We start from the raw sequence: 26,988 nt of genomic DNA, 5'->3' as shown, positions 1-26,988 counted from the left end.
GTCATCCTTTCGTGTTGTGCTTCTTGAACTGGGTAAACAGTAAGTGAACCGTCTTAAAATGACGGATGAGTACATAAACCGGCGCTAAAAACGCAAACGCGTATTTAAAGAGATGGGTCATCAAGGCAAGCTCATACGGATTCGGAACACCCGACAGATGCAGGACGGTTCCCATGGCAAGTTCGTATGTCCCGAGCCCGCCCGGCGTGAATTGGGCGATGCCGGACAGGACCCCGGCGCCCATCGCGACGAGAATGATGGGAAATGGAACGGTCACTTCGGCGCCTTCGAAAAGACAAGCGACGGCAACGGCTTCAAAAATCCAGGAGAGCAGACCGTATCCGATCAATACCGGCATCGCTTGGATGAATCTGCGAACGAGCAGTAAGAGGACGAGACCTCCTGAGAGTGCCAAGGCAGCGACCCAAACGGTTTGTCCTAATAATACCCCGGCCGCCACGAAAAGACCGAGTACGGATAGGTCGATCCCGCGTTGGGCGACCAAAATGGCGGTCGTCCGTTTGAGAGGACTGCCAATGGCACGGGCTGTCAACAAGCGGACCGCTTCCCCAAGCTTGACGGGGGACAGATGATTAACAGCCAGTCCGATGTAGAGACTCGTCAGATAGACGGCTGTCGGAGCCGTTTTTTCGTCAGCTGTCCGCCAGGCAATCGCCCGGACATAAAAAGCAAGTGCGTAGCTGACCGTTGCGGCCGGTGTCCAGTAAGAAGTCGTCAATGTTTGGATATAGCGCCAGGCAGTCGGCAGTTCCAAGCCGAATCGCAGAAGTAAAAAAAGAGTTGCCAACGTCAAGAAGACGCTCGCAACTCCACGGATCACCGACGTTCGAGATGCCATGTGATCATCCGTTCGATTCCATCAGCGAGCGTAAAGGAAGGAACGTAACCAAACGTCTGCCGGGCCGCCTCGGTATTACTCCAAGTCATCGAGACATCGCCTGTCCGTGCCGGTGCCGAAATGACCGGGACGTTAAACCGTTCACCGAGTAACATGGCGATATCGCGAACCGATTCCGGACGATTGGCACCGAGATTGAAGAGGCCGGTCGCGTTGGCGTCAAGCGCCTGTTCCATGCCCCGGGTGATGTCATCGATATAGGTGAAGTCACGGACCGGATCGCCGAAAACGGTAATCGCTTGACCGTCCAGTGCTTGTTCAATGAAGCGAAACAACGCCATATCCGGTCGACCGGACGGACCATATACCGTGAAAAATCGGAAGATCGTCATATTCAGGTCATACAGATTTTGATAGGTCCGGCAAAACGTTTCCGCACTGTACTTAGCTGCTGCGTAAGGACTCATCACATTTCCCGTCGCTTGATGTTCAAGCAAGGCGCCGGTCTGTTCACCGTAAACGGAAGAGGAGGAAGCAAAAAAGACATGCGGAATACCGTGGGTTCGAGCTGTTTCGAGGACAGTCACCGTCATCGCGATGTCATCTTCGATGTAGCGATGGGGTTCAGTTAAAGAACCCGGGACACCCGGCAATGCTGCTAAATGAAACAGGGCGGCAAACGAGTGGTTGGCACACCACGTTGCCAAATCTTCGTGGACGTTGCCGTCAAAGACGTCAATTCCGTTAGCCTGTAACTGTTTTGCCCTTGTCAGCTTCAATTCGACATCATAATAGTCGGTAAACGCATCGATGACATAGACGGTGTGGCCGCTTGCTTGAAGCCGTAGTGCAAGCGCCGCCCCGATAAAGCCGGCTCCTCCTGTAATTCCGATTTGCATAGCGCATTCCTCCGATTTTAAACGATTAGTTGAGCGGCTCTAACGCGTCAGTGATCTGATCACCTGTTTTTTCTGCCTTCAGATCACCTTTTTCGACAAGAGCATACCAGGCACTCGCATCTGCCAAAACTGTTTGTGCTGTTTCTTTGCCTAAACGATTTTCGAGTGTCGGTTTCATGGCAATGACGAACATGTTAGCTTCCATCGCTTCGACGCGTGCTGTATCGATATCTTTTTTCTCGAGTGCTTCTTGTGTTTCTTCGTGGTAGCCGTCAATCTTTTCCGTTAGTGCTTTGGCGAACAAGCTCTCGATTTCTTTGAACTTAACGTCTGCCGGTTTTGTTTTTGAGAAATCATAGCGTTCTTTTAATGTAGCGACGGCTTCTTCATCGCCGCCGGCAAGTGATTCTTCGATGGCCAGCAGGAATCCGTATCCTTCAGCTTGTTCCATCTGCAATTCTTTTTCGTCTGTGCCGGCTTTGACACCGTCTTCGATTTTTTGAGCGTAACCGAGAGCAGCGAGATAGAACGACCGGTAAATCGATTTATCCGTCAATTGTTTCGCGACATTAAAATCAGCGATGTTTTTTGCCGTAATCGCTTCTTCCTGCGCTGTCAATCCGGAGTTGATGGCTTGAGCGATCGAGTCTTCGTTTTTGAAGCCGTAACTGGCATCCCGTTTTTCAGCCGTCGGAATGAAGACTGTCTCTGACATATCTTGAATGTCGTTGAGTGCAGCTGTCGCTTCGTCCGTTTTTCCGGCTTTAACGGCTTCTTCCGCTGTCGCTTGTGTTGATTTTTGAAGTTTATAGAAATAAGACTGAATGCCTTTGTCCACGAGTTGACGGGCGACATTCTCATCGAGATCTTTAGATTCGACACCTGCTAATGCGGAACTGATGACCTCATCGATCTCAGGAGCAGCTGTCGTGACGCCGCCTTTTAATTTCGAGTCATAGCTCGTTTGAACCATTTTCCAGTCAATTGCTTGACCTTCTTTTGCTTTGTCGAGTTCCGCTTTGATGGAGCTGAAGATTGTCAGTTCATCTTTTAAGGTCGTAGCGGCGATACCAGCGTTTGTTTTCGTCTCAGATGTTTGCTCCGTTTTTTCTTTTTTAGGAGCCGTCGTCGTTTCTTCGCTGTTTCCACAGGCCGCAAGCAGTCCTGCAGTCATAAAGAGTGATGCTACTTTTAAGCGTTTTTTCATAATCTATTCCCCCAGAATAAGATGATTGTGTTAAAAATGATGTCGTTTTCACAAATCTAACTATAGCGAGAATAATTCTCATTGTCAATTGAACCTGAAAATGAAAAAAATGGCTCCCGAGTTGTCTCGAGAGCCATTTTTAAGCGATATTTTACTGAACTTGGTCATACAATTTCGTAAGATAAGCAAATACTTCGTCGGAAGCTTGGAACATCATGACAGAGTGTCCGAAGATTGCTGCCGGATTAAAGCCGTGATCGAGGTCAATCGTTGAAGCAATCGTGACATCACGGTCGCTGTCGAGGACAACACGGAAGTATTTGAATTCTTGGTTGAAGTCGTTGATTGCATTTAAGATTGGGAGATCTTCGACACCGTCTGGTACGTGTGTGATTGTACGGGCGAATAACTCGACATCCGTCGCCGTTTTACTGAAGACGATCATCATCATCGGTTCTGCGCCTGATGGTGTTTTTTCTTGCGTCATAAAGAAAACGTGTGTCTCGTTTTCACGTGCTTCCATCGGAATGCCTTTTTCGACTAAGAATGCTTGGAACTCTTCCAGATATTGTTGTTGCACAGCCGTTACCCCGTTTTCATTTGTTTCCGGCTGACTGTTTTGGTTGATCGGTGTGACTTTGTTATCGTTCGTGTCTTTCGAGTTACGATCCTGGTCCATTTTAAAATCCCCCTTATAAATACTGTAATCTCAGTTTCAAGCATTTTAGATGGAATTGCAACTAATGTCCGTTATCATCGAAGGAACAATTTTATTATAAAGTTCCGACAAGTTTGTGAATCAACGAACAGATAACTTGAAAAGCCATACCTGAATGGGTATATTGGTACACATAGAACACTAGAGATCATTGGAGGAGGAAGCCGGAATGAAAACGATCATTGTAGGTGGAGTAGCTGGTGGAGCAACTGCGGCGGCGCGATTACGTCGATTGGACGAAACCGCAGAAATCATTCTTTTAGAACGTGGAAAAGAAATTTCTTTTGCAAACTGTGGACTTCCGTACTATATCGGAGACGTCATTAAAGACCGGAATAAGTTGCTGGTTCAAACTCCGGAAGGGATGAACGCACGCTTCAATCTGGACGTCCGGAATTTATCGGAAGCGATCCGGATCAACCGCGAACAAAAAACGGTGACGATTCGTAAAGTGGATACGGGAGAAGAGTATGACGAAACGTACGATCAGTTGATTTTGTCACCCGGCGCAAAACCGATCCGTCCAGGCATTCCGGGTCTAGAGGAAGCAACAAATGTCTTTACGTTACGGAACATTCCGGATACCGATAAGATGCGTCAGTATGTCGACGAAGCGCGTCCGGCACATGCGACGGTCATCGGCGGCGGATTCATCGGTCTTGAAATGGCGGAAAACTTAGTCGAACGCGGAGCACGCGTGACGTTGATCGAAATGTCGGATCAAGTCATGGCACCGGTCGATCCGGAAATGGCAGCCATCGTCCATGAACATTTACGGGCGAAAGGCGTCGAGTTGATTTTAGCGGACGGTGTGTCACGCTTTGAAGAAGCGGGGAACCGTGTGGTCTTGACGAGCGGAAAAACGATTCAGACAGAAATGAACATCTTATCCATCGGGGTCATGCCGGAAAGCAACTTGGCTTCGGAAGCTGGACTGAAGCTCGGCATTAAACAAACGATTCAAGTCGATGAGACATTGCGGACATCCGATCCTTCCATCTTTGCGATTGGTGATGCGATCGAAGTCAAAGACTATATTACCGGGGAACCGGTTCATGTCCCGCTGGCTTGGCCGGCAAACCGTCAAGGACGTCTCGTCGCCGACATCATTGCCGGACGAGATGTCCGTTACACCGGGACACTCGGAACAGCAGTCGCAAAAGTGTTTGATTTGACGGTTGCTGCAACCGGAAACAATGAAAAACGTCTTCGTCAGTCAGGACGCCGTTATGAAGCGATTCACCTGCACCCCGGTTCACATGCCGGCTATTATCCGGGAGCGAGTCCGATTTCGATGAAACTGTTATTTGATCCGGTGGACGGAACGATTTTCGGGGCACAGGCGATTGGGATGACAGGTGTCGAAAAACGAATCGATGTCTTGGCAACGGCGATTAAAGGTGGACTGACAGTGCTTGATCTTCCGGATCTTGAATTGTCGTATGCGCCTCCTTATAGTTCCGCAAAAGATCCGGTCAATATGGCAGGTTATATTGCCTCGAATATCGTACTCGGAGACAGCGAAAACGTTCATTGGCATGAGATTGACCAGATTGTTGCGGACGGCGGATTATTGCTCGATGTTCGCGAACCTTCGGAAAATGAACTCGGTTCGATTCCGGGATCAGTCAACATCTCATTACCGACGTTACGTCAATCGCTTGACGAATTGCCGAAAGATCAGACGATTTACGTGACGTGCCAGGTCGGACTCCGTGGATATGTCGCGAGTCAATTGCTGAAACAGAACGGATTTACCGTCAAAAACTTGAGCGGTGGTTATAAGACGTGGGCGACGGTCAACCGTGACCGCGAAGCGAGAAGTCAAGTACGGGAGGAAACAGCTGTGACGACGATAAAAAGCGAGCCGAAACAAGTGGCGAAAGAACAGATTACGTTACTTGATACATGTGGTTTACAGTGCCCGGGACCGATTCTGGAGCTGAAAACGAAAATCGATCAATTACAGGACGGGGATCAAGTCTTTATTAAAGCATCCGATCCTGGATTCCTGCCGGATGTTCAAGCGTGGGCAAAAAAATTGGGGCATACTGTCCACACGGCGGAAATGAATAAAGGCATCGTTGAGGTCCTCCTTGAAAAAGGGAATGCGACGAACCAACCGGTATCATCAGTCGCCGCAACTGCCGATGATGCGACGATGGTCGTCTTCAGCGGTGATCTTGATAAAGCACTTGCTTCATTCGTCATTGCGCAAGGGGCACAGGCGATGGGGAAACAAGTGACGATGTTCTTTACGTTCTGGGGACTCAACGTCATTCGTAAACCGGATGCCCCTGCCGTCGACAAGGCACCGATGGAACGGATGATGGGAATGATGATGCCGAAACATGCTGGTGATCTCCCACTTTCGAACATGAATATGGGTGGGGCCGGTCAAAAAATGATGAAAAAAGTCATGAAGGATAAACAGGTCGATGCTCTAGAGACGATGATGGCGAAGGCTCAAGCAGCCGGTGTCCGGATGATTGCCTGCACGATGTCGATGGATATCATGGGCATTAAAAAAGAAGAGTTACTCGACGATATCGATTACGGCGGTGTCGCCAGTTATCTTGGAGCGACAGATGGTTCGAACCTGAATCTGTTTATCTGAGGCAATTCAATTACCGAGGGACTGACTCAAACGTCAGTCTCTTTTTTTTGTGTAAAATCTAACATGGGATGTGAGGTTTAAGGTGTAAAACTCACGTCATACGGGTTATCGGGCATTAAAATGAATTTGATTTTCTAAAATTATTTTCGTATCATAGAACACATGTGAAAAAAGGTTACATGATCGAACGTTAAAATAAGGGGGAACATCTGTGGAAAAACAACTGATGGATTTTATCGGTAGTATTAACGACTTGTTATGGTCGAGTGTCTTGATCATCTTGTTGGTCGGTTTAGGAATTTATTTTACGATTCGAATGGGATTTGTCCAGTTTCGGATGATTCCGGAAATGTTGCGACTGTTGTTCCAAGGAACGGATAAAGGGAAAGACGGTGTGTCACCGTTCCAAGCCTTCGCCATCAGCACAGCGGCACGTGTCGGGACCGGCAATATTGCCGGCGTCGCGACAGCCATTGCGCTCGGTGGACCGGGTGCGGTCTTCTGGATGTGGTTGATTGCCTTAATCGGTTCCGCTTCGGCATTCGTCGAGAGTACGCTCGCTCAGATTTATAAAGTACGTGACGAAAAAGCATGGCGTGGTGGTCCTGCCTATTACATGGAAAAAGCGCTCGGACAACGCTGGCTTGGTGTCGTTTTCAGTATCTTGATTACCATCTCGTTTGGATTCGTCTTCAACTCGGTCCAGTCCAATACGATTTCATTATCGCTTCAAAGTCAGTACGGGGTAGATAAAACGTGGATTACAGTCGGACTTGTCCTGTTAACGGCACTCGTCATCTTCGGCGGTGTCCGAAGCATTGCAACGGTTTCAGCCTTCCTCGTTCCAATCATGGCAGGCGGCTACATCTTGATTGCCCTCTACATCATGGTGACGAATCTAGAAGCGTTACCGAACGTCTTCGGTCTGATTTTCCAAGAAGGATTACTCGAATTCAAAACACTTGCCGGTGGAGCAATCGGGGCAGCGGTCTTAAACGGCATCCGTCGTGGTCTCTTCTCGAATGAAGCCGGTATGGGTTCAGCACCGAATGCTGCTGCAACGGCAGAAGTATCGCATCCTGTCAAACAAGGTTTGATTCAATCGTTTGCGGTTTTTGTCGATACACTGCTCGTCTGTTCTTCGACAGCGATGATTGTGTTAGTCAGTGGTGTTGCGACGCAGGATGCGAATGGAGCACCGGTTGCCGGAATCGATTTGGCGCAAGGGGCACTCGCTTCTCAGGTCGGTCCGTTTGCTACGGCATTTATGGCGCTCGCGATTTTCTTGTTTGCCTTCAGTTCGATTGTCGGAAATTATTATTACGGTGAATCGAATATCAGTTTCATCAACGATAATAAAAAGGTCATGATGGTGTACCGTGTGATTGTCCTTGGGATGATTGTGTTTGGCTCGCTCGTTCAAACAGCCGGACTTGTCTGGGCACTCGCGGATATCTTCATGGGCTTGATGGCGATTGTTAACTTATATGCGATTTTCCGTTTGTCCAAAATCGCGAAACTGGCACTCGATGACTATTTAGTACAACGTAAGAATGGTCAGGATCCCCGTTTCCATAAAGATTCGATTCCGAATCTGCCGGGGAAAGAAACACTCGAGGCCTGGCAGGATGAAAATCAAAAAGAAAAAGCCATTTAATACAAAAAGGATCAGAGTCATCTGGTCCTTTTTTGTCTGGAGAGATTTTGATAATCGTCATTAAAGCGATGCGAAAGTGGGAATACTAAACAAAAACGACCGGAAAGGAGGGGGAGGATGGAGAATGTTCATTATGTTCGAGTCGCGGATGCCGTCTGGGATTCGTTTGGAGATGATCCCCACATCATCATGGACTGGATTTTGTTTATCCATGAAACACAACCCGATCATGAGCAATTATTCGCACTCGAAGAGACGACCCCACTGTATCAGTTGATGAGCCAAATCGATATCTTCATTGACCAGGAAACCCACTATAATTTGGGACGGGCGATTGTCGGGGAAGAACTAATCGTCAATGAGGAGCATGCGGCGATCGTCGGCATCCTTCCTTTACCTTTACTCATCATCTCGACTGAAGTAATGCGTAATTTTGATCGACAGGCACTGGAAGTAATTTATCAGGAGGCCGGCCGGCAAGGTGATTTCGATGAGGTTTGGGAACAATTCGGGAATCTACGCGCCTATTTTCACCAGGCGGAAGAAGCGCAGGATACGATTCTCGTCTATTATGTATAGGGCTTTCCTTGTACAACTCCATTATATAAGGACATAGAAAAAGAGAGGGGGATGTGACATCCGCCTCTCTTTCCTGTATGTGTAAAGTCAGTGCTTAAAAGTCGATTTCGTCTGGATCCGGTCCGAGACGAACATCCGTTGCCAGACGATCAATCTTCTCGAGATCATCTGCGTCCAGTTGGAAGTCAAAGACGTCAAAGTTTTCCGCAATCCGTTCAGGTGTGACCGATTTCGGAAGCGCGACAATACCGTTATCCAAATGCCAGCGCAAGACGACTTGTGAAGGAGATTTACCGTGTTTTTCGGCAATTTCCTTGAAGTCATTGATTTCGAGGAATTTCCCTTGCATGAGCGGGCTCCACGCTTCAACTTGAATGCTATGGTCCTGTAAATATTCATGCAGTTCGTGTTGCGGAAGTTGCGGATGAAGTTCGACCTGATTGATCATCGGTGTCATTAATCCTTCTTCAGCAAGTGTATCAAGATGATGTTCTTTGAAGTTCGACACACCGATTGCTTTAATTTTCCCAGCTTCGTAAAGCTCAACCATCGCTTTCCATGCTTCGATATATCCTTCAACCGGCCAGTGGATCAGATAGAGATCCAGGTAGTCGGTCTCGAGACGTTCAAGTGACTCAGCGAAAGCTTCTTTAGTGCGTCCGGCACGAATGTCATCGTTCCATACTTTAGACGTTAAGAAGAGATCTTCACGGTTCACGCCGCTTTCTTTAATTCCTTTGGCGACACCACGTTCGTTTTTGTAAACGGCAGCCGTATCAATATGACGGTAACCGACACGAATGGCTTCTGCGACGGCAGCCGGTGCTTCCGTCTCTTCGTCGACTTGCCAGACTCCGAATCCGATTTGTGGAATCGTGACACCATTTGAAAGTTTTGCGTATTGCATGTGTATACTCCTCCTTCAATGAAACGAGAATATGGAATTGCTCGTTTAGTTTAGCATGAACAAGCAAGAACGTCTGTTTCAACGCTCAAGGAAGGAAAAAGCCGGTTAGAAAGCGAAAAGAGGAGGGTAAATCTATAAAGGAAACGAGGTGTATTTTATGAAACGATCTGTTAAAAACGTACCAAAAGGTGTGTGGGCCGGCCTTGCAGCCCTGTTGGGGACACAAGCGGCATGTTTGTTCCTCGGTGCCCGGAAGACGGGACGGAATCCATGGATCTGGGGAGGCGCAGGACTGATTCAGTTCCCGCTTCCGGCGATTGCGTATTTCATTCTTAACCGCCAAGATCAAAAAAAATAAGTCAAACACAAGACCCGTCGCGGCTGCGACGGGTCTTGTGTTTTTTACGAAATATTTTTTTTACGTACATCAGCTGTTTTCCGACGCGGGAAGCCGAAAAGAATCGCAAGAAATCCGCAAACGAACAGCAGGAACGGATAAAACAGATAGGGAATCAGTTCCGGGGAAGCCGTCTTCGTCAACTCCGCTGCAATCAGCAACTGGGCGCCATACGGGATGATTCCTTGGATACCGCACGAGAAGATATCGAGAATGCTGGCCGACTTCTTCCGGTCGATGTCATACGTATCGGCGATCTCTGCAGCGAGCGGTCCGGCGACAAGAATCGAAATCGTATTGTTCGCTGTCGCAAGATTCGTTGCACTGACGAGTGCTGCCATACTGAATTCTGCGCCGCGGCGTTGTGAGATTTTTCGAGTCAGGGTTTCTTTCAGGTAAGCAATCCCGCCGTTAAAGGTGATCAGGCTGACGAGACCACCCATCAGTAATGTCAAAATCGAGATTTCCGCCATTCCCATCAACCCGTCAGATATCGACAGGACAAAACCGCTTAATCCGAAGCTGCCGTCGAGCATGCCGATGATGCCCGTCAAAACCGTTCCGCCGATCAAGACGAGGATGACGTTGACACCAAACAAGGCGAGGATAATGACAGACAGGTACGGAATGAGTTTATAAAACTCAAACGCTTTTGCTTCGACGACATTTCCTGTACTCGAGACAAAGGCCAGGATGATGATGGTCAGGATGGCTGCCGGCAGGACAATCAAAAAGTTGGTTCTGAATTTGTCGCGCATATTGGTTTTTTGCGTCCGGACCGCAGCAATCGTTGTATCGGAAATGAAGGACAGGTTATCACCGAACATCGCACCACCGACGACAGCTGCTGCGGCAATCGCAACATTGACACCGGTTGCTTCATGAATTCCGAGAGCAATCGGTGCAAGCGCGGCAATCGTACCCGTTGAAGTCCCCATCGCCATCGAGATGAAGGCGGCGATGATGAACAGTCCGCTCATCAGGAGGGACGGCGGTAAAAATGTCAGCGACGCGTTAACGGTCGCTTCGATTGCGCCGATTGCATCGGCCGTTCCGGAAAAGGCACCGGCGAGTAAGAAGATAAAGACCATAATCATGATGTCGGGATTTCCTGCACCCGTTGCAATCCGTTCCACGGTTTGATTGATGCTACCTTTTGTTGTGACCGCCGCAAAAATCAAGGCAATCAAAGCCGCAATCAGAATCGGAAATTTGTAGAAATCATCGTAAAAAATACCGGCACCGATAAAAAGAACTAAAAAGACAAGTAACGGTAGAAGTGCCCATTTGTTCGGTGTAATCGTCTCGTTCATAAAACCACTCCTTTTCTACAAGTACAAAAAAAGACTCCTTCGCAAGAAAGAAGGAGGTCTTTACTGAAAAAGACGCTCTTCTTATCTCTCAAGCCGCAGCTTGCTGGATTTGGCACAGTACGATTTAATCGTCCGCTGCCGAAACATCATCGGGCCAGTCCCTCCGTCTCTCGCGATAAAAAGAAGTCATTTAATTGTCTGAAATACGTTTTCTACCGTAACGTATCTTTTACTGCATGTCAACACTACTTCACTGAAGTGCTTGTTTGAGCGTCGTCACATTTTCATTCATCAAGTCAAAATACGAGGCATTCTGCTGTTCTTTCGTGACGGACTCCAGGTTGTGGATCGTAATCGCTTCGGCTCCGATTTCCTGTTGGATGACGCGGGCGACTTTAGGAGAAACCGTCTCCTCGAAAGCGATATACTTCAAGTCATGCAATTTGGCTTCTTTGACGAGAGCAGCCAGTTGCTTTTGGGAAGGCTCGTCCGACGGAGAGATGCCGGCAATCGGCAATTGCGAGAACCCGTATCGTTCGGCTAAATATCCGTAAGCGGCATGTGTGACGAGCAGTTCTTTTTTAGATCCGTCAGAAACAGCTTGCTGCAAGTTTTGATCGAGCTCATCTGCCTGCGTATCAAATTCAGCCAGGTTTTTTTCAAACGTCGCTTTTTTGTCTGGTACTTCTTTTGCCAGTGCCGTCGAAATCGATTGGGCCATCATTTTGGCATTATTCGGATCAAGCCAGACGTGCGGATCGTACTTGCCATGATCATGTTCTTCTTCCGCGTGTTCGTCAGCATGATCATCGTGTCCTTCATGTTCGTGAAGCGTGGCGTTTGCTTCGAGTAAGTCGATTCCTTTGCTCGTCTCGACGAAACGGACATCATTGCCTTTCAGACTGGCTTTGATTTTTTTCGAGTACGGTTCAAGCGTCGTACCGGTTAAGAGGAACAGATCGCCTTGTGCGATTTCTGTCAGTTGTTTAGACGTCGGCTCGTACGAGTGCGGATCGGCACCGGGTGGAACAATCATCTTGACGTCGATATCGGTTCCGCCAATTTCCTTGGCGATTGCCGCGGTAGCGAATGTCGATGTATACACACGAAGCTTTTGATCAGTCGCATCTTGACTGGATTCGGAAGAACCGCAGGCAGCAAGAAAAGCAGCGCTGGCAAAGGCGACCGTGAAAGCTGAAAGTAATTTTTTCATATGAATAAACCCTCCAAAAAGTATTAAAACGTAATTATTCCGATTTGAACCTTTTCACTATAACGAATCCAAAACGAAGCGTCAAGTACAAGTCGGGGAAGACGTTCGACTTCTAAATAAATCGGGTAAAAGATTAATAAGATTAGAAATCGAGAGTAAGCTTTGGAGGTGATGAGGTGAAACGGGAAACTGCTTGGCTGATGGGAGGAGCGGCAATTTTAACGACAGCCGCAGCCGGGGCGAGCATCTGGAACAACTATGGTGCTTTATTACGCTGGACGGAACCGGCGCTTCCGCTGTCGGAAGTCCAACTCGCGCCACGGACGATTTTGTTTAAAACCGTCGATCAACAAGAACTGAAGTTGGATTTATATTATCCGCCGGGTGACGGTCCTTTCCCGGTCGCGATTTATGCGCACGGGGGAGCCTTCGTCAGAGGAAATCGGGATGACGTCTTTTGTTTTACGCCAATCGTGGAACGTTTCCTGGAACTCGGCATCGCCGTTTGCAGTATCGATTATCGCTTGTTTGAGGACGGCAGTTATTTTCCGGATAATCTGGAAGACGTTCGGGATGCACTTTGTTTCTTAAATCAGGAAGCCGACGATTTACGGATTATGCGGGGACGCATGGTGTTGTGGGGAGACTCGGCCGGCGCCGCGTTAATGCTGACGACGGCACTTGCCCCGATGGAATTCATCGGCGAACAAACAGCTGAAAGCCTCCCGTTGATCAGTGGTGTCATTGCCTTGTATCCTCCGACGAACTTCCTCCTGTTCAAGTTCATTCAAACGTGGATTGCCCATATTAAGTTTTACGGAGGAGGACGGGACGAGTGGCGGGAACTCATGACACGTGTCTCGCCGGTAACGCATTTGACAGCAGACTCGCCGCCGATCATGTTGTTGCACGGAAAAAAAGATCCGATTGTTCCGTTTACGCAAGCGCTCCACTTCGTTGAAAAAGGAGCCGATGTCGGAGCCGACGTCCGGCTGTTTTCCTTCCCGAACGGCACGCATTCCCTGGCGAGCTTTGCCCAGACCGAAAACCCGCTCAAAATCGAGCGGTTACTGGAACGGATTGAAGCATTTAGTTGTCAGGTCCTGGCGTTGCCGCCTCGGGAGACTCTTCACTAAAAAAGAAAACATGATACAATCAGTCATATTTCTTTTGAAGGAGACAGTGAGATGACAGAAATTTGTTTAGTGCGTCATGGTCAAACGGATTGGAATTTAAACGAGCGGATTCAAGGACGAGAAGATATTCCGCTCAATGAGACAGGGCGATGGCAGGCTGAAATGAGCGCTGCTTACCTGGCGGAAGAAAAATGGGACGTCTTGATTTCAAGCCCCTTATCGCGGGCGGTCGAGACGGCAGAAATCATCGGACGTTCAATCGGGCTGGATGTAACGGAGACGGATGAACGGTTGGTCGAACGGGAATTCGGTTTGGCGTCAGGACAGCCCGTCGCCGGAATCTATGAAGCCGTCCAAGCGAATGATACGGAACGTGTACCGGGACTCGAAACCGAACAGGAAATCCAACAGCGGGTGTTTTCAGCAATTGAAGAACTGACAGAAAAATACCGGGGACAACGCCTGTTGATCGTCTGTCACTCGCATACGATCAAAGCGGCATTATCCTCGATTGATGATAGCTTCAGTTACCGGACACCGCTTAAGAATGCATGTGCGAACTATATTCGTTTCTCCGACCGGTATGAAATTGACCGCATCAATGTCGCGGATCATATCGTAGATCAAACGATACGTCCTTAAGAGATGGTTGGATTTTCGTGGAGGTACTGTTTAAACGTTTCTTTTGCGATACTCGTAATATGTGCGCCGCGTTTCGAACGTCGGTCTTTGTATTCCTGAATCAAGGCTTCACCGGTGAAATGGTCCTCGACGACTTCGCGTAAGATGGATTCCGACAAGTCATTTTTCATCATGACCATCTTTCCTTTGAACAGATACGATACCCCTTCACTTAAGGGAGTTGATTCGAGCGGCGTCACAATCATCGCAGCCGGATCATTATCAGGTCGTGAGATCGTAATTTCAATCAAGGCCCGTAAATTTTTGGTGAACAACTCGTCGATGATCGGTTGATCATTTTTCAGGACGACAATTTCAGCGACCCACTGTGCCGTCTGATCCGTGCTGACAGTCAATCCATCTTTGATCGTAACGGGAATCGTCGTATCCCGGCCGGATTCATCCATTAAAATACGTAAGGTGCACAATTTAAAGGTTTTCAAGAAAACGCCTCCTTGTTGAATGAACAACAGATTTTCTTCAGTATACCGTGACCGGGCAAACGATGGGAAAGTTTTAGAGAGGATTTTTTAGTGAACTATGTTTAAATGGAAGTAGAAATTAGAAACAGGAGGACCGTTCATTATGCCGCAAGCACTGATAGGAGTATTAGGAATCATTGGCATCATCTTACTTGCCCATTACATCATCTCGTATTGGCATGCTGAACCAACAGACCGTCCGACACTTGCTTATCGTATAGCGCTCCTGATTGCCTGTTTGCTTCTCATCAGTGGAAGCGACCACTTAATCAGTATTTTTTATGCGGATTCCTTGGCAGAGTTCGGTCAACGGATTACGTATATCGTTTTCATCGGAGGTGCGCTTGGTTTCGCTTGGTACTTTCGTCAACAAATGGAACAAGCGGCAATCCAAATGACAGTTACACCAAATGAAACAGCCCACTTCAGCTGAAGTAGGCTGTTTTTATGTTCACTTGTTTATTTGAGACCGCTTGCTGTCCGTGTGTCGCGAATCATATCCAGTTTCAGTTTCCAGAGACGGTCGCTGAAGGTGATGGCATAGACTTCCGGCAGACGGAGGCGTTTGTATTCTTCCCATAGACGACCGATCTGCTGTTCATGGAAATGGCGGCTTTCCTCGATGGTCGGGACCGTGTATACCAGTTCTCCGTCAACAAAAATCGGCGTCAGCAACCGTTCGACGTTAAAGTTTTCGATGCGGTTGCGGAATGACGGATCGCGGACGTCGATTAGATCGATTGCCTCCAGATCAGTCGGGTCTTCATCCAGTAATGTCACGTAATCACCCTTGAATTTATTCGTGACGCGGTCGACAATCCGGTACACTTCTTTGATGTGTGGTGTCGTCGTCTTCGCTTTTGAGGAAGAGACTTTGATGACCGGAATGAGTTCGCCGTCGACTTCGCGTGCGACCAGCTTATAGACCATACCGAGTGCAGGTTGTTCATATGCTGTGATACCGCGTGTTCCGACGAGGAACGTATTCGCCTGTGCCCCTTGAATCCGTAAGTCTTGAATGACGTATTCGTCGAGATCACCGGATAAGACGATGTCGACATCCGGGAAACCGGCTTCATCGAGCATTGTCCGTGCCCGTTTCGATAAGTAGGATAAATCGCCGGAATCAATCCGGATACCGCGCAATTTATGTCCTTTTGCTTCAAGTTCCTTCGCGACGGTGATCGCGTTCGGCAAACCGCTTTTCAGCGTGTCATACGTATCGACGAGTAATGTCGCTTGATCCGGATAGTAGGCGGCAAACGTCCGGAACGCTGTTAATTCATCATCATGGAATTGGATGTCGGCATGCTCCATCGTTCCACCGCACGGAATACCGAAGTCTCGTCCGGCAGAAGCAAGGCTCGTGACATCAAAACCGGCTAAGTACGACGCGCGGGTTCCGAAGTAAGCAGCATCGATGCCTTGGGCACGACGCGCACCGGCTTCGAGGAATTTTGCACCGGGTGCCGATTGACGGATCCGCGCATATTTCGTAGCAATCAGGGATTCGTGGTTAGCGATATTCAAAATCGCCGTCTGCAATAATTTTGCTTCGAAAATCCGGGCTTCGATCCGGACAAGTGGTTCGTTCGGGAAAACGATTTCGCCTTCTTTGACGCTTGAGATGGAACCGGAGAATTTAAAGTTGCGCAATTCCTCTTTGAACTCGTCCGGGAAACCGATCATTTTTTGGAGATACGTAATGTCCTCTTCTGTAAAACGGAGGGTCTGAACATATTCGATGATATTTTCGAGCCCGGCGAAGACGACATAACCCCCTTCGAACGGGTTTGACCGATAGTAGACGTCAAAGACAGCGCGTTCATTATGACGTCCTTCCTGCCAATAAATATACATCCACCGTGGCAGATAAAGATCAGTATGAAGTGCAAGATTACGTTGTAACATGAAGACAGATCCCTTCTTATTCGCCGACGACATCTGCGCCGATCGATTGTTTGAAATGCGTAAGTGCCCAGTCATGGCCGGCCGCGTTAAAACTTGCGACGGCGTCGGCATGGACGACGATTTTATATCCCAGATTGTAGGCATCGACCGCTGTGTGCAGGACACAGATGTCCGTACAGACACCGACGAGGTGAACTTCCTGAATCGAACGTTCCCGTAACCGTAAATCAAGATCCGTTCCGGCAAAAGCACTGTACCGTGTTTTATCGATGACATGATCTGCGACACGTGCCATCTCAGCTACTTGTCCGAAAAGATCTCTGCCGTGAGTACCACGGATGTTGTGTGGTGGGAAGAGGACGGTTTCCGGATGGAAGGTGTCTCCTTCTTCGTGGATATCGTTTGCGATGACGACATAATCCTCAGATGAGAACTCATCCATCAGTGAAGCGATGCGTCCTTCAATGGCCTGTCCTGGTTTTCCGCACGTCAACTTTCCTTCATCGGCTACAAAATCAACCGTGTAATCAATCACGATAAGCGCACGCATGAGCGTCTGCCCCTTTCTTTTTTGGGAGATAGTGTTCTCCTTCACATTGTACTCTATCTGTGCCAGAAGACAAAAGGAAGAAATCGATCAGCGAGAGGTATAAGAAACCAGAAAAGTAGGGTATAAGGTATAGGACGAAAATAATGGTGGAGGAGGAAAATGGCATGAAAAGGTTGAATGAGTATGAAGTGGAAGAACGTCTGGAAGGACTGGCGGAATGGCGTGTCGTCGATGACGAGATCGTCCGTGTCTATACATTGGATTCATTCCCGGCAGCACTTGATTTTGTACAGGAGGTTGGTTCGATAGCGGAACATCTCAACCATCATCCGAGAATCATCATTGACTATAAAAACGTTACGCTTGCTGCGACGACCCACGATTCAGGCGGTCTGACTAGCAAAGACTTCGAACTCGCGGAGGCCTGTGATGCCATCTAAACTTTCCATAACATTCGGTAGCGGCAATTTTGTTGATCAAATTCGATCGCGTGATTCCCAGATTCGGGCAGCGAGTGGAAGCGGTGAGGCTCTTTTGTTTATTGAAACAGAAGGAAAGTCCCCGTTTCAAAGCGGCAACACGTATACATTACTCGAAACACGCGGTAATTTTGATGAACAAGGCAGTTTATTTTATTGGTCGATTCCGGCAGATCAGAACAGCGGCGATTTATTTGTCCATCATGTCATGTCGGATCCAAAAGTATTGGGTGCGGAATACGACAGTTTCCAAGCCGTTCGGATCGCCCGCGTCGAGCGCGGAACAGATTTGGTCCTGTTGATTCAGTTCAACAATGACACGGATGCTTCGCGTTATGCGAAATCAGTTGAACGACTGACCGTCGACCAGTATGCTGAAGAAGCAGGGAAGTCTTTTTCGCCTTCTCCGGTCATGAAACGGTATCAACTTTTACCACCACTTTAAGAAACAGTTAAATTAGTCTAGGGGGAAAAACAGATGAAAAAGAATTACTTTTTAGTAGCAACACTTGGCGGAGCACTCGTAGGTGCGACATTATCCATGCTTCATAAAGATACACGTCAATCGCAACTGGCTGCGGTCAAACGTACATTTGGCGGAGCGGGAACACAACTTTCAGCTGTCAAACAGGATCCGAAAGGCCGTTTTGAAGAACTTCGCGCTTTATATACAGATAATCAGGAAACGATTCACAACTTGATCGATGATATTAAAGATCTTGCGGAATCGTTACGTAAATAAGTAAATAGCAAAAGCGAGCCTGTCTGAATTTCGAAAATCGGAATTCAGACAGGCTCGCTTTTTTTTGTTCTTTTTAAATGAATCGTGCCAGCAGTCCAAACACGGCGAAAGCGACGATGACATAAAAGATGATCCGTCCGAGTTGTCCGGAACCGCTCGTATGAATGATGCGACCGCCTGATGCCGGGCGTCTTCCGGTATTGAATGGTCGCGTAAACGGTACGGTGCCTTTTCCGAAGATGAAGCCGGCAAGGAATCCGAGGACGAAACCATATAAGTGACCGAAGACAGAAACGTTTGAACCGAGCAATGTGAAGATTGCCGTGATGGCACTAAAGATATACACGAGACGTGCATCATCGGCTGAGATGACGGTCCGTTTGAAACGGCCGAGGTAGACGTAAAAACCGAGCAATCCTAAAATGGCGCCCGATGCCCCGGCTTGACCATAAAACGGTTCGTTGATTTTTGTGAAATACGTCAAGACGTTCGCGAGCGTACCGACTAAAAGATAGAAGGAAGCAAACTTCGCGTGACCGATCATCCGCTCTAGCGCAGGTGCAAAGATGATCAGGGCAAACGTGTTGAAGGCGATATGCCAAAAATCATAATGCAGGAACGTCGCCGTCACGACACGCCACCATTCCCCGTTCCCGATGAACAAGTTGATGGCTGCCCCGTAATTGAGCGGCGAAAAGCCAAAGTTGAAAAAGACGTTTAACTGTTCGATGACAAACAGGACAACTTGGATTAAAATGAACAACGAAACGACCGGATAAGAACGTGTGAACGTTTGTAGGTTTTCCGTTCGACTAAACATGACAACACCTCGCTTCCTCTTCATTCTATATGAAGATGGCGAAGAATAGAACTGTGGAGGCGTCAGGAATGATTTTCGGAATAGGACTCGATCTCGTAGAACTGGAACAAATCCGGCAGACGCTCGAGCGTCAACCGCGTATCGTTAAACGGATTTTGACAGCAGAAGAACAAAAGCGGTTTCATACGTTGTCCGACGGGCGAAAGCTTGAATATCTCGCAGGACGGTTCGCCGCCAAGGAAGCGTTCGTCAAAGCGGTTGGAACCGGCATCGGTTCCGAAGTCTCCTGGCTCGATCTCGAAGTGTTGAATGAAGCATCGGGACGCCCGGTCATGACGGGTCCGTTCGAGGGGACGATTCATCTTTCCATTACCCATTCCGATCATTATGCGGCTGCACAAGTCTTATTAGAAAAGAGGAGTTCAGATGTATCGACCAACTTGGATAGAAATTGATCGCGACGCAATCGCCCACAATGTACGTGAAATCAAGGCCAGGATCGGTCATCAAACGATGATGGCCGTCGTAAAGGCGGATGGATACGGGCATGGTGCCGTGAAGGTCGCGGAAATTGCTTTGGCAAACGGGGCAGATTTACTGGCCGTCGCTTTGCTTGAAGAAGCAATCGAATTACGGGAAGCCGGGATTCGGGCGCCGATTTTAATGCTCGAAACGCTTTTGCCGGAACATGCACCGATCGCTTCGAACTATGATGTTGCCGTTCCTGTTTTTTCAGCAGACTGGTTGCGGGAAGCGAAACAACATTTAACGGATGTTGATCATTTACGGCTCCATATTAAAGTCGACAGCGGAATGGGGCGGCTCGGACTCCAGACACTGGACGAGCTGGATGCTGTTTTAAAAGAGCTGGACTCGGACGTGATGGAGCTCGAAGGCATCTATACGCATTTCGCGACGGCTGATGAATTGAACAGCCGATTGTTTGACCAACAACAGACTGTTTTCCTGCGTTTCGTCGAACGTGTGCCGGGTATTCGGTACATCCATGCGGCCAACTCGGCCGGCGCCATCCGTTTAATCGGACAGGATCCGTTTAATGTCGTCCGGATCGGGATTGCGTTGTATGGGGCGATGCCGTCGGATGAAATGATTCCCTTCTACGATTTTTTAAAGCCGGCTTTCTCATTAAAAAGCCGTTTGATGCAGGTGAAGTGTGTCGAACCCGGTCAGACGATCAGCTACGGCGCGACGTATACGGCTCCGACGGATGAATGGATCGGAACGGTGCCAATCGGATACGCCGATGGCTGGTCCCGTAAATTCCAGGGATATTCGTTGCTTGTCGACGGCTACCCGTGTGAAATCGTCGGACGGGTCTGTATGGACCGGTTGATGATCCGCTTACCGCGCAATTATCCAATCGGAACAGAAGTCACATTGATCGGGCAAGGGGTACCGATTGATGAAGCGGCTCACTGGTTAGGGACGATCAACTACGAAGTGCTCTGCCAGTTTTCGAAGCGAGTCCCGCGCATCTGATTTTTGAAAAGACATCAATATGATGGTAAAAAAATGTTATTTGTTTGAATTTTGATTGTATTTTCTGAATTTGACTGATATATTGAAGTGGAAGTGAGTCGTTCGTTAAGGTTTCAGTGAATCTGGAGGTGCCATTATCTTGGTCCAACAACGGGAAAAGCAATTTGTTGAACGAAATGTAGCGAAGGAGACGATTGGGATGAAGTCGAACCATACGACCGAAGAACGCAAGCGTCAGCTACGTGAGGAATTGAAACGTGGTTACGAAGAAATGGCAGCGATCAATTTATCAATCGTTGGCGAAATGTTCCAGATTGAAACGGAGGCGGAGTTCTCGCTCCTACGTCAAGTAAGCGGGGTGTAAGCTTTGATAGTCAAACGTGGCGACGTGTTTTATGCAAATTTGTCACCTGTGGTCGGATCGGAACAAGGAGGCGTTCGTCCTGTCCTTGTCCTACAAAATGATATTGGTAACCGATTCAGCCCAACTGTAATCGTGGCTGCGATCACGGCACAGATCGACAAAGCCAAACTACCGACCCATGTGGAAGTATATCGAGAGCGACACGGATTAGAACGTGATTCGGTCATCCTACTTGAGCAGGTCCGTACAATCGACAAACGCCGTCTAACGGATAAAGTCACGCACCTAGATCCTGACACGATGATGAAAGTAAATAGTGCCGTCGCGATCAGCCTAGGCTTGATTGATTTCTAGGCACTTACATATAACAGCGAGAAGAGTCGATACGTCTGTATACGACTTTTTTTGAACATTTTTTTAAATTTTGGTTTAAAGATGTTCAAATGCGGGAATTATATCAGAGTGACCTTTTCTTTAAGAAGGGTCATCCCATACTATTTAAACCAAATAGATAGAGAGAACACATAGCAGATTTTCCTTGAGGAGGAACTTGAAGATGGATTTAACAATCAAAACAGAACAATTAGATGGTCAGACGCATCTCTATATCGCAGGAGAGATTGATACGTATACAGCACCGAAACTTCGTCAGGAACTTGTACCGGCAGTCGAAACAAACGATGTCGTTGTACATTTAGATGAAATTCATTATATGGATTCAACAGGTCTTGGCGTATTTGTCGGAGCGCTTAAAGCATCAAAGAAAAACGGCACATCATTTACACTTGTCGGTGTTTCTGAACGCATCCGCCGTTTGTTCGAAATCACAGGTCTTTCAAGCATCATTACAATCGATAGTGGTGTACGAGGTGGAACACAATGAAGAACGAACAACTTGAAATGACACTTCCGGCAAAACCGGAATATGTTGCGATTGCCCGATTAACAGTTTCAGGTGTTGCGAATCGGATGGGTTACACATACGACGATATCGAAGACATCAAAATCGCTGTTTCGGAAGCATGTGCGAATGCCGTCCAGCATGCGTATGAAGGAGAACAAGACGGATCGATGGCTTTAACGTGTAACGTTTACCCGGATGATCGTCTTGAAATTATTGTTAAAGACAATGGGGTAACGTTCGATAAAGACAGCGTGAAGCGTCAAAGTGAACCAATCACGGAATCGCATGATTTAGACTCTCTGCACGAGGGGGGACTAGGGATCTTAATGATCGAAGCACTCATGGATCAAGTCACGATCGAGAAAGCAAACGGCGTCACTGTCCATATGACAAAATATATGAATAGAGATGAGGTGGGTCAAAGTGCCAGCAAAGTCTCAACAACGCCATCACAGTGACGATGAAGTCCTTCGTCTAATTGACCTGTACCAACAAGATGATCAAGATGAAGAAGTTCATGCTGCTTTACTTGCCCGGTATTCCGATCTCGTTGAGGCGCTTGCCCGTAAGTTCTCACGTGGCCGTCCGATTCATGATGATCTCGTCCAAGTCGGAATGATTGGTCTGCTTGCCGCGCTTCGTCGTTTTGATAAAGAGTTCGGTCGTAGTTTCGAATCCTTTGCCGTTCCGACCATCATTGGTGAGATCAAACGGTTTATCCGGGATAAGACATGGAGCGTTCACGTGCCGCGTCGTATCAAGGAACTGGGACCGAAAATCAAGAAAGCCGTCGAAGAACTGACGACAGAATTGCAACGTTCACCGCGAATCGATGAAATAGCAGCTCGGTTGGAAGTATCGGAAGAGGAAGTCCTCGAGACACTTGAGATGGGTAAAAGTTATCAAGCCTTGTCCGTCGACAGCTCGATTGAAGCGGATCAAGAAGGCAGTACGGTGACATTACTTGACCTCGTCGGCAACCAGGAAAACGGATATGATTCGGTGGATCAAAAGCTGATTCTTGAAAAAGCGTTTGCTGTTTTGACGGACCGGGAACGCTCGATTTTAGAATGTGCGTATTACCGGAACATGAGTCAAAAAGAAACCGGAGAGCTCCTTGGAATTTCGCAAATGCATGTGTCGCGTCTTCAGCGTCGTGCGTTGCAAAAATTACGGGAAGCCATCAAAGTAGAACCAAACGAAGTATTTTCAAAAGACTGATGCGGAAGCATCGGTCTTTTTTTGTGTCCCATCGATTCTTCGGTATAATGACAGAGAGGTGAGGAAAATGGAGAAGAGAATCGCAACAGAATTGAACATCAGACCAGCCCAAGTGAAAGCCGTTTTACAATTGACGGAAGACGGAGGAACGATTCCGTTTATCGCCAGATACCGTAAAGAACAAACCGGTGAACTCGATGAGGTCGAAATCAAAGCAATCCTCGATCGCCATAAAAGCATCACACAACTGGAAACGAAACGAGAAGATGTCCTGCGGAAAATTGAAGATCAGGGTGTCTTGACGTCTGAGTTACAACAAAGTTTGATGGGAGCGACGACGTTACAACAAATTGAAGACTTATACTTACCGTTTCGTCCGAAGCGGAGAACAAAAGCGGAAATTGCCCGTGAAGCAGGATTAAGTCCATTTGCCGACTTTTTACGTTCGCCGAAAGCATACGATGAGGAGCAATTTAATCAATATGTAGCGGCGCATCCGGAAGGTGAGGCAATTGCCGGGGCACAAGCGATCATCGCAGAAGAATGGGGCGAGCAGGCGAGTGTCCGCGAATATATCCGGAAGACAACTTACCGGTTTGCAGATATCGTCACGAAACTAAAAAAGGACGCAGTCGACGAAAAACGTGTCTTTGCCCAGTACTATGAGTACAGTGAACGGATCCGGCAAATCGTGCCACACCGAATTTTGGCGATTAATCGTGCCGAGGCGTTAAAAATCGTTTCCGTCAAAATCGTCCTCGATGAACAACATGTATTACCGTACTTGTTGCGACCGTTCAGCCGATTGGCAGAACAAAAACGTCAGTTGGTCGAAGAAGCCGTCCAGACGGGGTATAAAAAATCGGTTTTCCCGGCAATCGAGCGGGAACTTCGGAATGAGTTGACCGATAAAGCGGAAAACCAGGCAATTGAAGTGTTCGGAAAAAACTTACGACAACTCTATATGCAACCACCGATGAAAGGGAAAGTGATGTTAGGACTGGATCCTGCATACCGGACCGGATGTAAGTGGGCAGTGATTGATCCGACGGGAGAAGTGAAGGAAGTGGGTGTCGTCTATCTCACGATGTCGGAACAAAAAGCACAGGAGGCACGTCAAGTCTTGACGAAACTCGTGAACCGGTACGGAATCGAATTGATTGCGATCGGAAACGGGACGGCTTCCCGCGAGACCGAATCCTTCGTCGCTGACTGGATTAAAGGACATGATCAAATTGCCTTTACGATTGTCGATGAGGCAGGGGCAAGTATCTATTCGGCGTCAGAAATTGCCCGCACCGAGTTTCCGGATCTACAGGTCGAGCAACGGTCCGCCATCTCGATCGCACGACGTTTGCAGGATCCGTTGGCGGAGCTCGTCAAAGTGGACCCGCAATCCGTTGGTGTCGGACAGTACCAACACGATGTCACGCAGACGAAGTTGAAAGAAACACTCGACTTTGTTGTCGAGACGGTCGTTAACCAGGTCGGTGTCGACGTCAATACGGCTTCGGAGTCGTTGCTCGGTTACGTCGCCGGGATTACGAAGGCAACAGCTAAAAAGATTGTCGAACGCCGCTCGGAACTGGGTGCTTTTGCATCCCGGAAGGAATTGTTGAAAGTCCCGCGTTTAGGAGCGAAAGCATATGAACAGGCAGCCGGCTTCTTGCGTATACCGGAAGGCAGTCATCCGCTTGATCGGACACCGATTCACCCGGAACAGTATAAAACCGTTGAATCTTTGTTTAAGCAACTGGATTTGCCGTTGCAGAGCGTAGGAACGGAAAACTTACGGACCCGACTCGGAGAATTATCCGTACCCGAAACAGCTCAATTGCTTGAAGTCGGTGAACCGACATTACGTGATATCATCGAAGCTTTGCAACGTCCGGAACGGGATCCGCGGGAAGCACTCGATAAACCGTTACTGCGTCAAGATGTCTTATCGCTCGATATGATTCAAGTCGGAATGGAGTTCCAGGGGACAGTCCGGAATGTGCTCGACTTTGGAGCTTTTGTTGATATTGGCGTGAAAGAGAGCGGCCTTGTCCACATCTCGAAGCTCAGTAAAAAACGGGTCAAACATCCGCTTGATGTCATTGCAGTCGGTGATATCGTAACCGTTTGGGTAACGAGTGTCGAACCGGAACGGGGACGGATCGGTCTGACGATGGTCAGTCCGTCATGACGAACGAAGAGTTGCAGCAATACGTCGAGCAACTCTCGCTCGACGTGTTTGCTTTACCTTTTAGACATATTGCATTTTTTAACGATCGCTTACGGACGACCGGGGGACGTTACTTTCTGACGGATCATCATCTGGATTTCAATCGGAGCTATTTAGCCGACCGTAATATCTTTCGCGGAATCGTCATTCATGAGCTGTGCCACTATCATTTACACCTGCGTGGAATGGGACACCGGCACCAGGATCAGGATTTTAAAGAGTGGTTACAACGTTACGGCGGACTGCGCTACAGTCCGCGTCTGGAAGAAACGGAAAAAAAGAATCATCTTTATGAGTGTGAAAAATGCGGGACATTATATAGAAGAAAAAGAAAAATGAATCCGGAACGTTACCGTTGCGGGCGATGTCGTGGAAAGATTTTTTACAAAAGTAGTTGACGTTCATTTCGGAGCATGATAAATTATAGAAGTCGTCAAAACGACCGCAACTAAACAACTTCTCGTCACTAAAAACTTTTTTAAAAAAGCATTGACGAAGAGAAAGAAAGTTGCTAATATAGAAAAGTGTTCTGAAACGAACGTCACGTTCCGCAATAGCTCAGTGGTAGAGCAACCGGCTGTTAACCGGTAGGTCGTAGGTTCAAATCCTACTTGCGGAGCCATTATCTTTGGAGATGTACCCAAGTGGCTATAAGGGGCGCCCCTGCTAAGGGTGTAGGCCGGGAAACTGGTGCGAGGGTTCGAATCCCTCCATCTCCGCCAGATCTCTTATGTGAATTTGTTACTTGAGAATAATTATCAGTTTTTAAATGGCCCGTTGGTCAAGCGGTTAAGACACCGCCCTTTCACGGCGGTATCACGGGTTCGATTCCCGTACGGGTCACCATTTTGGAGGATTAGCTCAGCTGGGAGAGCATCTGCCTTACAAGCAGAGGGTCGGCGGTTCGATCCCGTCATCCTCCACCATTTTTAATTTCATACTTAAGTTTCACAAAAATGTGGTCCTGTGGTGTAGCGGTTAACATGCCTGCCTGTCACGCAGGAGATCGCGGGTTCGAATCCCGTCAGGACCGCCATTTTTGGGCTGTGGCCAAGTGGTAAGGCACTGGATTTTGATTCCAGCATGCGAAGGTTCGATCCCTTCCAGCCCAGTTTTTCGTGTCATTAGCTCAGTTGGTAGAGCATCTGACTTTTAATCAGAGGGTCGCAGGTTCGAATCCTGCATGACACACCATTTTATTTTTTAAATCCTAATTTTATATTTGCGGTCGTGGCGGAATGGTAGACGCGCTAGGTTGAGGGCCTAGTGGTGGCAACACTGTGGAGGTTCAAGTCCTCTCGACCGCACCATATCGCACCCTTAGCTCAGCTGGATAGAGTACTTGACTACGAATCAAGGGGTCGGGAGTTCGAATCTCTCAGGGTGCACCATATTTTGTTTGCTTTTGACGGGCCTATAGCTCAGCTGGTTAGAGCGCACGCCTGATAAGCGTGAGGTCGGTGGTTCGAGTCCACTTAGGCCCACCATTTTCAAAACAAACGATGACGAACTTTGAAAACTGAACGATGAGGCAAAAAACGTATCTTCGGATACAAACAATGAATGAAGCGCAAGCTTCGTCAACGTGACTTCGGTCACAACAAT

The 26,988-nt window shown here is 48.0% G+C and carries 30 protein-coding genes, 10 tRNA genes and 1 riboswitch; of the genes, 29 read left to right on the top strand and 11 right to left on the bottom strand.

From position 1 onward, the window contains the following. Nucleotide 1: 1 nt before the first annotated feature. The 4 genes from DVG79_RS10035 to DVG79_RS10020 form a co-directional block, all read right to left on the bottom strand. Entirely contained in the window at nucleotides 2-859 is an 858-nt protein-coding gene (locus tag DVG79_RS10035; protein ID WP_114596604.1) for a lysylphosphatidylglycerol synthase transmembrane domain-containing protein, read from the bottom strand. After that, entirely contained in the window at nucleotides 838-1,758 is a 921-nt protein-coding gene (locus DVG79_RS10030; RefSeq protein ID WP_114596603.1) for an NAD-dependent epimerase/dehydratase family protein, read from the bottom strand. Before DVG79_RS10030 ends, DVG79_RS10035 begins: the two co-directional genes overlap by 22 nt. Before the next feature lie 25 nt (nucleotides 1,759-1,783). Then, nucleotides 1,784-2,965: a hypothetical protein gene (locus DVG79_RS10025; protein ID WP_114596602.1), complete on the bottom strand. Its 1,182-nt coding sequence runs from the start codon at nucleotides 2,963-2,965 to the stop codon at nucleotides 1,784-1,786. 151 nt (nucleotides 2,966-3,116) lie between these two features. Further along, nucleotides 3,117-3,644, bottom strand: a complete 528-nt coding sequence (locus DVG79_RS10020) for a type III secretion system chaperone family protein (RefSeq protein ID WP_012371690.1) — start codon at nucleotides 3,642-3,644, stop codon at nucleotides 3,117-3,119. Between the two features lie 208 nt (nucleotides 3,645-3,852). Here DVG79_RS10020 and DVG79_RS10015 point away from each other — a divergent pair, with 208 nt between their 5' ends. From DVG79_RS10015 to DVG79_RS10005, 3 genes are all read left to right on the top strand, one after another. Next, on the top strand, nucleotides 3,853-6,300 hold the full coding sequence (locus tag DVG79_RS10015; protein ID WP_114596601.1) for a CoA-disulfide reductase: 2,448 nt from the start codon (nucleotides 3,853-3,855) through the stop codon (nucleotides 6,298-6,300). 211 nt (nucleotides 6,301-6,511) lie between these two features. After that, nucleotides 6,512-7,957, top strand: a complete 1,446-nt coding sequence (locus tag DVG79_RS10010) for an alanine/glycine:cation symporter family protein (protein WP_114596600.1) — start codon at nucleotides 6,512-6,514, stop codon at nucleotides 7,955-7,957. Between the two features lie 117 nt (nucleotides 7,958-8,074). Continuing rightward, a complete protein-coding gene (locus DVG79_RS10005) occupies nucleotides 8,075-8,536 on the top strand; it encodes a hypothetical protein (RefSeq protein ID WP_114596599.1) in 462 nt (153 codons plus the stop codon). Nucleotides 8,537-8,630: 94 nt separating this feature from the next. On the opposite strand, the gene DVG79_RS10000 is transcribed toward DVG79_RS10005, so the two are convergent. Next, on the bottom strand, nucleotides 8,631-9,443 hold the full coding sequence (locus tag DVG79_RS10000; protein ID WP_026831792.1) for an aldo/keto reductase: 813 nt from the start codon (nucleotides 9,441-9,443) through the stop codon (nucleotides 8,631-8,633). 157 nt (nucleotides 9,444-9,600) lie between these two features. Between DVG79_RS10000 and DVG79_RS09995 the strand changes: the two genes are divergently transcribed. After that, nucleotides 9,601-9,801: a hypothetical protein gene (locus DVG79_RS09995; RefSeq protein WP_114596598.1), complete on the top strand. Its 201-nt coding sequence runs from the start codon at nucleotides 9,601-9,603 to the stop codon at nucleotides 9,799-9,801. A 44-nt stretch (nucleotides 9,802-9,845) separates the two neighbouring features. Here DVG79_RS09995 and DVG79_RS09990 read toward each other — a convergent pair whose 3' ends face one another. Continuing rightward, complete coding sequence (locus DVG79_RS09990) at nucleotides 9,846-11,153, bottom strand: Na+/H+ antiporter NhaC family protein (RefSeq protein ID WP_114596597.1); 1,308 nt, start codon at nucleotides 11,151-11,153, stop codon at nucleotides 9,846-9,848. A 78-nt stretch (nucleotides 11,154-11,231) separates the two neighbouring features. Then, a riboswitch (SAM riboswitch) is annotated at nucleotides 11,232-11,335 on the bottom strand. Nucleotides 11,336-11,403: 68 nt separating this feature from the next. After that, nucleotides 11,404-12,366, bottom strand: a complete 963-nt coding sequence (locus DVG79_RS09985; protein ID WP_114596596.1) for a metal ABC transporter solute-binding protein, Zn/Mn family — start codon at nucleotides 12,364-12,366, stop codon at nucleotides 11,404-11,406. Nucleotides 12,367-12,542: 176 nt separating this feature from the next. Here DVG79_RS09985 and DVG79_RS09980 point away from each other — a divergent pair, with 176 nt between their 5' ends. Continuing rightward, nucleotides 12,543-13,502 carry an alpha/beta hydrolase gene (locus tag DVG79_RS09980; protein WP_114596595.1) on the top strand — a complete coding sequence of 320 codons (960 nt, stop codon included), beginning with the start codon at nucleotides 12,543-12,545 and terminating at the stop codon, nucleotides 13,500-13,502. A 51-nt stretch (nucleotides 13,503-13,553) separates the two neighbouring features. After that, nucleotides 13,554-14,144, top strand: a complete 591-nt coding sequence (locus DVG79_RS09975; protein ID WP_114596594.1) for a histidine phosphatase family protein — start codon at nucleotides 13,554-13,556, stop codon at nucleotides 14,142-14,144. Here the strand turns inward: DVG79_RS09975 and DVG79_RS09970 are convergent. Beyond that, on the bottom strand, nucleotides 14,141-14,626 hold the full coding sequence (locus tag DVG79_RS09970; protein WP_114596593.1) for a YwpF family protein: 486 nt from the start codon (nucleotides 14,624-14,626) through the stop codon (nucleotides 14,141-14,143). The genes DVG79_RS09975 and DVG79_RS09970 overlap by 4 nt on opposite strands. Nucleotides 14,627-14,768: 142 nt before the next feature. Here DVG79_RS09970 and DVG79_RS09965 point away from each other — a divergent pair, with 142 nt between their 5' ends. Beyond that, nucleotides 14,769-15,098, top strand: coding sequence for a hypothetical protein (locus tag DVG79_RS09965; protein ID WP_114596592.1), 330 nt, complete (start codon nucleotides 14,769-14,771; stop codon nucleotides 15,096-15,098). Between the two features lie 26 nt (nucleotides 15,099-15,124). Here DVG79_RS09965 and DVG79_RS09960 read toward each other — a convergent pair whose 3' ends face one another. Together DVG79_RS09960 and DVG79_RS09955 are read right to left on the bottom strand one after the other, a co-directional pair. Further along, on the bottom strand, nucleotides 15,125-16,576 hold the full coding sequence (locus DVG79_RS09960; RefSeq protein WP_114596591.1) for a nicotinate phosphoribosyltransferase: 1,452 nt from the start codon (nucleotides 16,574-16,576) through the stop codon (nucleotides 15,125-15,127). Nucleotides 16,577-16,592: 16 nt separating this feature from the next. Further along, a complete protein-coding gene (locus tag DVG79_RS09955; protein WP_114596590.1) occupies nucleotides 16,593-17,126 on the bottom strand; it encodes a cysteine hydrolase family protein in 534 nt (177 codons plus the stop codon). A gap of 164 nt (nucleotides 17,127-17,290) precedes the next feature. On the opposite strand from DVG79_RS09955, the gene DVG79_RS09950 reads away from it, so the two are divergent. The 3 genes from DVG79_RS09950 to DVG79_RS09940 are packed head-to-tail and all read left to right on the top strand — an operon-like array spanning nucleotide 17,291 to nucleotide 18,347. Continuing rightward, nucleotides 17,291-17,566 carry a 4a-hydroxytetrahydrobiopterin dehydratase gene (locus DVG79_RS09950; protein ID WP_026827240.1) on the top strand — a complete coding sequence of 92 codons (276 nt, stop codon included), beginning with the start codon at nucleotides 17,291-17,293 and terminating at the stop codon, nucleotides 17,564-17,566. Further along, on the top strand, nucleotides 17,556-18,050 hold the full coding sequence (locus tag DVG79_RS09945) for a hypothetical protein (RefSeq protein WP_114596589.1): 495 nt from the start codon (nucleotides 17,556-17,558) through the stop codon (nucleotides 18,048-18,050). Before DVG79_RS09950 ends, DVG79_RS09945 begins: the two co-directional genes overlap by 11 nt. A gap of 33 nt (nucleotides 18,051-18,083) precedes the next feature. Beyond that, the gene (locus DVG79_RS09940; protein ID WP_026827242.1) at nucleotides 18,084-18,347 is read left to right on the top strand and encodes a hypothetical protein; all 264 of its coding nucleotides are present in this window, start codon (nucleotides 18,084-18,086) and stop codon (nucleotides 18,345-18,347) included. A 73-nt stretch (nucleotides 18,348-18,420) separates the two neighbouring features. Here DVG79_RS09940 and DVG79_RS09935 read toward each other — a convergent pair whose 3' ends face one another. Beyond that, entirely contained in the window at nucleotides 18,421-19,167 is a 747-nt protein-coding gene (locus DVG79_RS09935) for a rhomboid family intramembrane serine protease (protein ID WP_114596588.1), read from the bottom strand. A 68-nt stretch (nucleotides 19,168-19,235) separates the two neighbouring features. Between DVG79_RS09935 and acpS the strand changes: the two genes are divergently transcribed. The 19 genes from acpS (at nucleotide 19,236) to DVG79_RS09840 (ending at nucleotide 26,870) form a co-directional block, all read left to right on the top strand. Then, nucleotides 19,236-19,622: a holo-ACP synthase gene (acpS, locus tag DVG79_RS09930; protein ID WP_114596587.1), complete on the top strand. Its 387-nt coding sequence runs from the start codon at nucleotides 19,236-19,238 to the stop codon at nucleotides 19,620-19,622. After that, on the top strand, nucleotides 19,594-20,667 hold the full coding sequence (gene alr / locus DVG79_RS09925) for an alanine racemase (RefSeq protein WP_114596586.1): 1,074 nt from the start codon (nucleotides 19,594-19,596) through the stop codon (nucleotides 20,665-20,667). The genes acpS and alr overlap by 29 nt, the downstream gene beginning before the upstream one ends. Nucleotides 20,668-20,806: 139 nt before the next feature. Continuing rightward, nucleotides 20,807-21,031, top strand: a complete 225-nt coding sequence (locus DVG79_RS09920) for a hypothetical protein (protein WP_012371670.1) — start codon at nucleotides 20,807-20,809, stop codon at nucleotides 21,029-21,031. Nucleotides 21,032-21,034: 3 nt separating this feature from the next. After that, a complete protein-coding gene (locus DVG79_RS09915; protein ID WP_014971520.1) occupies nucleotides 21,035-21,385 on the top strand; it encodes a type II toxin-antitoxin system PemK/MazF family toxin in 351 nt (116 codons plus the stop codon). 202 nt (nucleotides 21,386-21,587) lie between these two features. Beyond that, nucleotides 21,588-21,914, top strand: a complete 327-nt coding sequence (locus tag DVG79_RS09910) for an STAS domain-containing protein (protein ID WP_012371668.1) — start codon at nucleotides 21,588-21,590, stop codon at nucleotides 21,912-21,914. Further along, nucleotides 21,911-22,393, top strand: coding sequence for an anti-sigma B factor RsbW (gene rsbW, locus DVG79_RS09905; RefSeq protein WP_012371667.1), 483 nt, complete (start codon nucleotides 21,911-21,913; stop codon nucleotides 22,391-22,393). The genes DVG79_RS09910 and rsbW overlap by 4 nt, the downstream gene beginning before the upstream one ends. Next, nucleotides 22,359-23,156, top strand: a complete 798-nt coding sequence (sigB, locus tag DVG79_RS09900) for an RNA polymerase sigma factor SigB (protein ID WP_012371666.1) — start codon at nucleotides 22,359-22,361, stop codon at nucleotides 23,154-23,156. The genes rsbW and sigB overlap by 35 nt, the downstream gene beginning before the upstream one ends. A gap of 67 nt (nucleotides 23,157-23,223) precedes the next feature. Further along, complete coding sequence (locus tag DVG79_RS09895; protein WP_114596585.1) at nucleotides 23,224-25,344, top strand: Tex family protein; 2,121 nt, start codon at nucleotides 23,224-23,226, stop codon at nucleotides 25,342-25,344. After that, the gene (locus DVG79_RS09890) at nucleotides 25,341-25,781 is read left to right on the top strand and encodes a SprT family protein (protein ID WP_114596584.1); all 441 of its coding nucleotides are present in this window, start codon (nucleotides 25,341-25,343) and stop codon (nucleotides 25,779-25,781) included. Before DVG79_RS09895 ends, DVG79_RS09890 begins: the two co-directional genes overlap by 4 nt. A gap of 149 nt (nucleotides 25,782-25,930) precedes the next feature. Beyond that, a tRNA-Asn gene (locus tag DVG79_RS09885) sits at nucleotides 25,931-26,005 on the top strand. Between the two features lie 8 nt (nucleotides 26,006-26,013). Beyond that, a tRNA-Ser gene (locus tag DVG79_RS09880) sits at nucleotides 26,014-26,105 on the top strand. A gap of 49 nt (nucleotides 26,106-26,154) precedes the next feature. After that, nucleotides 26,155-26,229: transfer RNA gene (locus DVG79_RS09875), tRNA-Glu, on the top strand. A 4-nt stretch (nucleotides 26,230-26,233) separates the two neighbouring features. After that, a tRNA-Val gene (locus DVG79_RS09870) sits at nucleotides 26,234-26,309 on the top strand. Nucleotides 26,310-26,343: 34 nt separating this feature from the next. Then, nucleotides 26,344-26,419: transfer RNA gene (locus DVG79_RS09865), tRNA-Asp, on the top strand. Between the two features lie 4 nt (nucleotides 26,420-26,423). Continuing rightward, a tRNA-Gln gene (locus DVG79_RS09860) sits at nucleotides 26,424-26,495 on the top strand. Nucleotides 26,496-26,501: 6 nt separating this feature from the next. Next, nucleotides 26,502-26,577: transfer RNA gene (locus tag DVG79_RS09855), tRNA-Lys, on the top strand. A 30-nt stretch (nucleotides 26,578-26,607) separates the two neighbouring features. After that, nucleotides 26,608-26,693 (top strand) — tRNA-Leu (locus tag DVG79_RS09850). A 4-nt stretch (nucleotides 26,694-26,697) separates the two neighbouring features. Next, nucleotides 26,698-26,774 (top strand) — tRNA-Arg (locus DVG79_RS09845). 19 nt (nucleotides 26,775-26,793) lie between these two features. Continuing rightward, nucleotides 26,794-26,870 (top strand) — tRNA-Ile (locus DVG79_RS09840). The last annotated feature ends 118 nt before the right edge of the window (nucleotides 26,871-26,988 follow it).

The organism is Exiguobacterium sp. RIT594 (genome assembly GCF_003339585.1).
Lineage (GTDB): Bacteria > Bacillota > Bacilli > Exiguobacteriales > Exiguobacteriaceae > Exiguobacterium_A.
Note: the sequence above shows the minus strand (reverse complement) of the source record. Positions and strands in the feature narration are given on the sequence as shown.

Bases quoted from the DNA above. Each gene is read 5' to 3' on its own strand.
- DVG79_RS10035 (WP_114596604.1), bottom strand. From the start codon at position 859: ATGGCATCTCGAACGTCGGTGATCCGTGGAGTTGCGAGCGTCTTCTTG.
- DVG79_RS10030 (WP_114596603.1), bottom strand. From the start codon at position 1,758: ATGCAAATCGGAATTACAGGAGGAGCCGGCTTTATCGGGGCGGCGCTT.
- DVG79_RS10025 (WP_114596602.1), bottom strand. From the start codon at position 2,965: ATGAAAAAACGCTTAAAAGTAGCATCACTCTTTATGACTGCAGGACTG.
- DVG79_RS10020 (WP_012371690.1), bottom strand. From the start codon at position 3,644: ATGGACCAGGATCGTAACTCGAAAGACACGAACGATAACAAAGTCACA.
- DVG79_RS10015 (WP_114596601.1), top strand. From the start codon at position 3,853: ATGAAAACGATCATTGTAGGTGGAGTAGCTGGTGGAGCAACTGCGGCG.
- DVG79_RS10005 (WP_114596599.1), top strand. From the start codon at position 8,075: ATGGAGAATGTTCATTATGTTCGAGTCGCGGATGCCGTCTGGGATTCG.
- DVG79_RS10000 (WP_026831792.1), bottom strand. From the start codon at position 9,443: ATGCAATACGCAAAACTTTCAAATGGTGTCACGATTCCACAAATCGGA.
- DVG79_RS09995 (WP_114596598.1), top strand. From the start codon at position 9,601: ATGAAACGATCTGTTAAAAACGTACCAAAAGGTGTGTGGGCCGGCCTT.
- DVG79_RS09990 (WP_114596597.1), bottom strand. From the start codon at position 11,153: ATGAACGAGACGATTACACCGAACAAATGGGCACTTCTACCGTTACTT.
- DVG79_RS09985 (WP_114596596.1), bottom strand. From the start codon at position 12,366: ATGAAAAAATTACTTTCAGCTTTCACGGTCGCCTTTGCCAGCGCTGCT.
- DVG79_RS09975 (WP_114596594.1), top strand. From the start codon at position 13,554: ATGACAGAAATTTGTTTAGTGCGTCATGGTCAAACGGATTGGAATTTA.
- DVG79_RS09965 (WP_114596592.1), top strand. From the start codon at position 14,769: ATGCCGCAAGCACTGATAGGAGTATTAGGAATCATTGGCATCATCTTA.
- DVG79_RS09960 (WP_114596591.1), bottom strand. From the start codon at position 16,576: ATGTTACAACGTAATCTTGCACTTCATACTGATCTTTATCTGCCACGG.
- DVG79_RS09955 (WP_114596590.1), bottom strand. From the start codon at position 17,126: ATGCGTGCGCTTATCGTGATTGATTACACGGTTGATTTTGTAGCCGAT.
- DVG79_RS09950 (WP_026827240.1), top strand. From the start codon at position 17,291: ATGAAAAGGTTGAATGAGTATGAAGTGGAAGAACGTCTGGAAGGACTG.
- DVG79_RS09945 (WP_114596589.1), top strand. From the start codon at position 17,556: ATGCCATCTAAACTTTCCATAACATTCGGTAGCGGCAATTTTGTTGAT.
- DVG79_RS09940 (WP_026827242.1), top strand. From the start codon at position 18,084: ATGAAAAAGAATTACTTTTTAGTAGCAACACTTGGCGGAGCACTCGTA.
- DVG79_RS09935 (WP_114596588.1), bottom strand. From the start codon at position 19,167: ATGTTTAGTCGAACGGAAAACCTACAAACGTTCACACGTTCTTATCCG.
- acpS (WP_114596587.1), top strand. From the start codon at position 19,236: ATGATTTTCGGAATAGGACTCGATCTCGTAGAACTGGAACAAATCCGG.
- alr (WP_114596586.1), top strand. From the start codon at position 19,594: ATGTATCGACCAACTTGGATAGAAATTGATCGCGACGCAATCGCCCAC.
- DVG79_RS09910 (WP_012371668.1), top strand. From the start codon at position 21,588: ATGGATTTAACAATCAAAACAGAACAATTAGATGGTCAGACGCATCTC.
- rsbW (WP_012371667.1), top strand. From the start codon at position 21,911: ATGAAGAACGAACAACTTGAAATGACACTTCCGGCAAAACCGGAATAT.
- DVG79_RS09895 (WP_114596585.1), top strand. From the start codon at position 23,224: ATGGAGAAGAGAATCGCAACAGAATTGAACATCAGACCAGCCCAAGTG.
- DVG79_RS09890 (WP_114596584.1), top strand. From the start codon at position 25,341: ATGACGAACGAAGAGTTGCAGCAATACGTCGAGCAACTCTCGCTCGAC.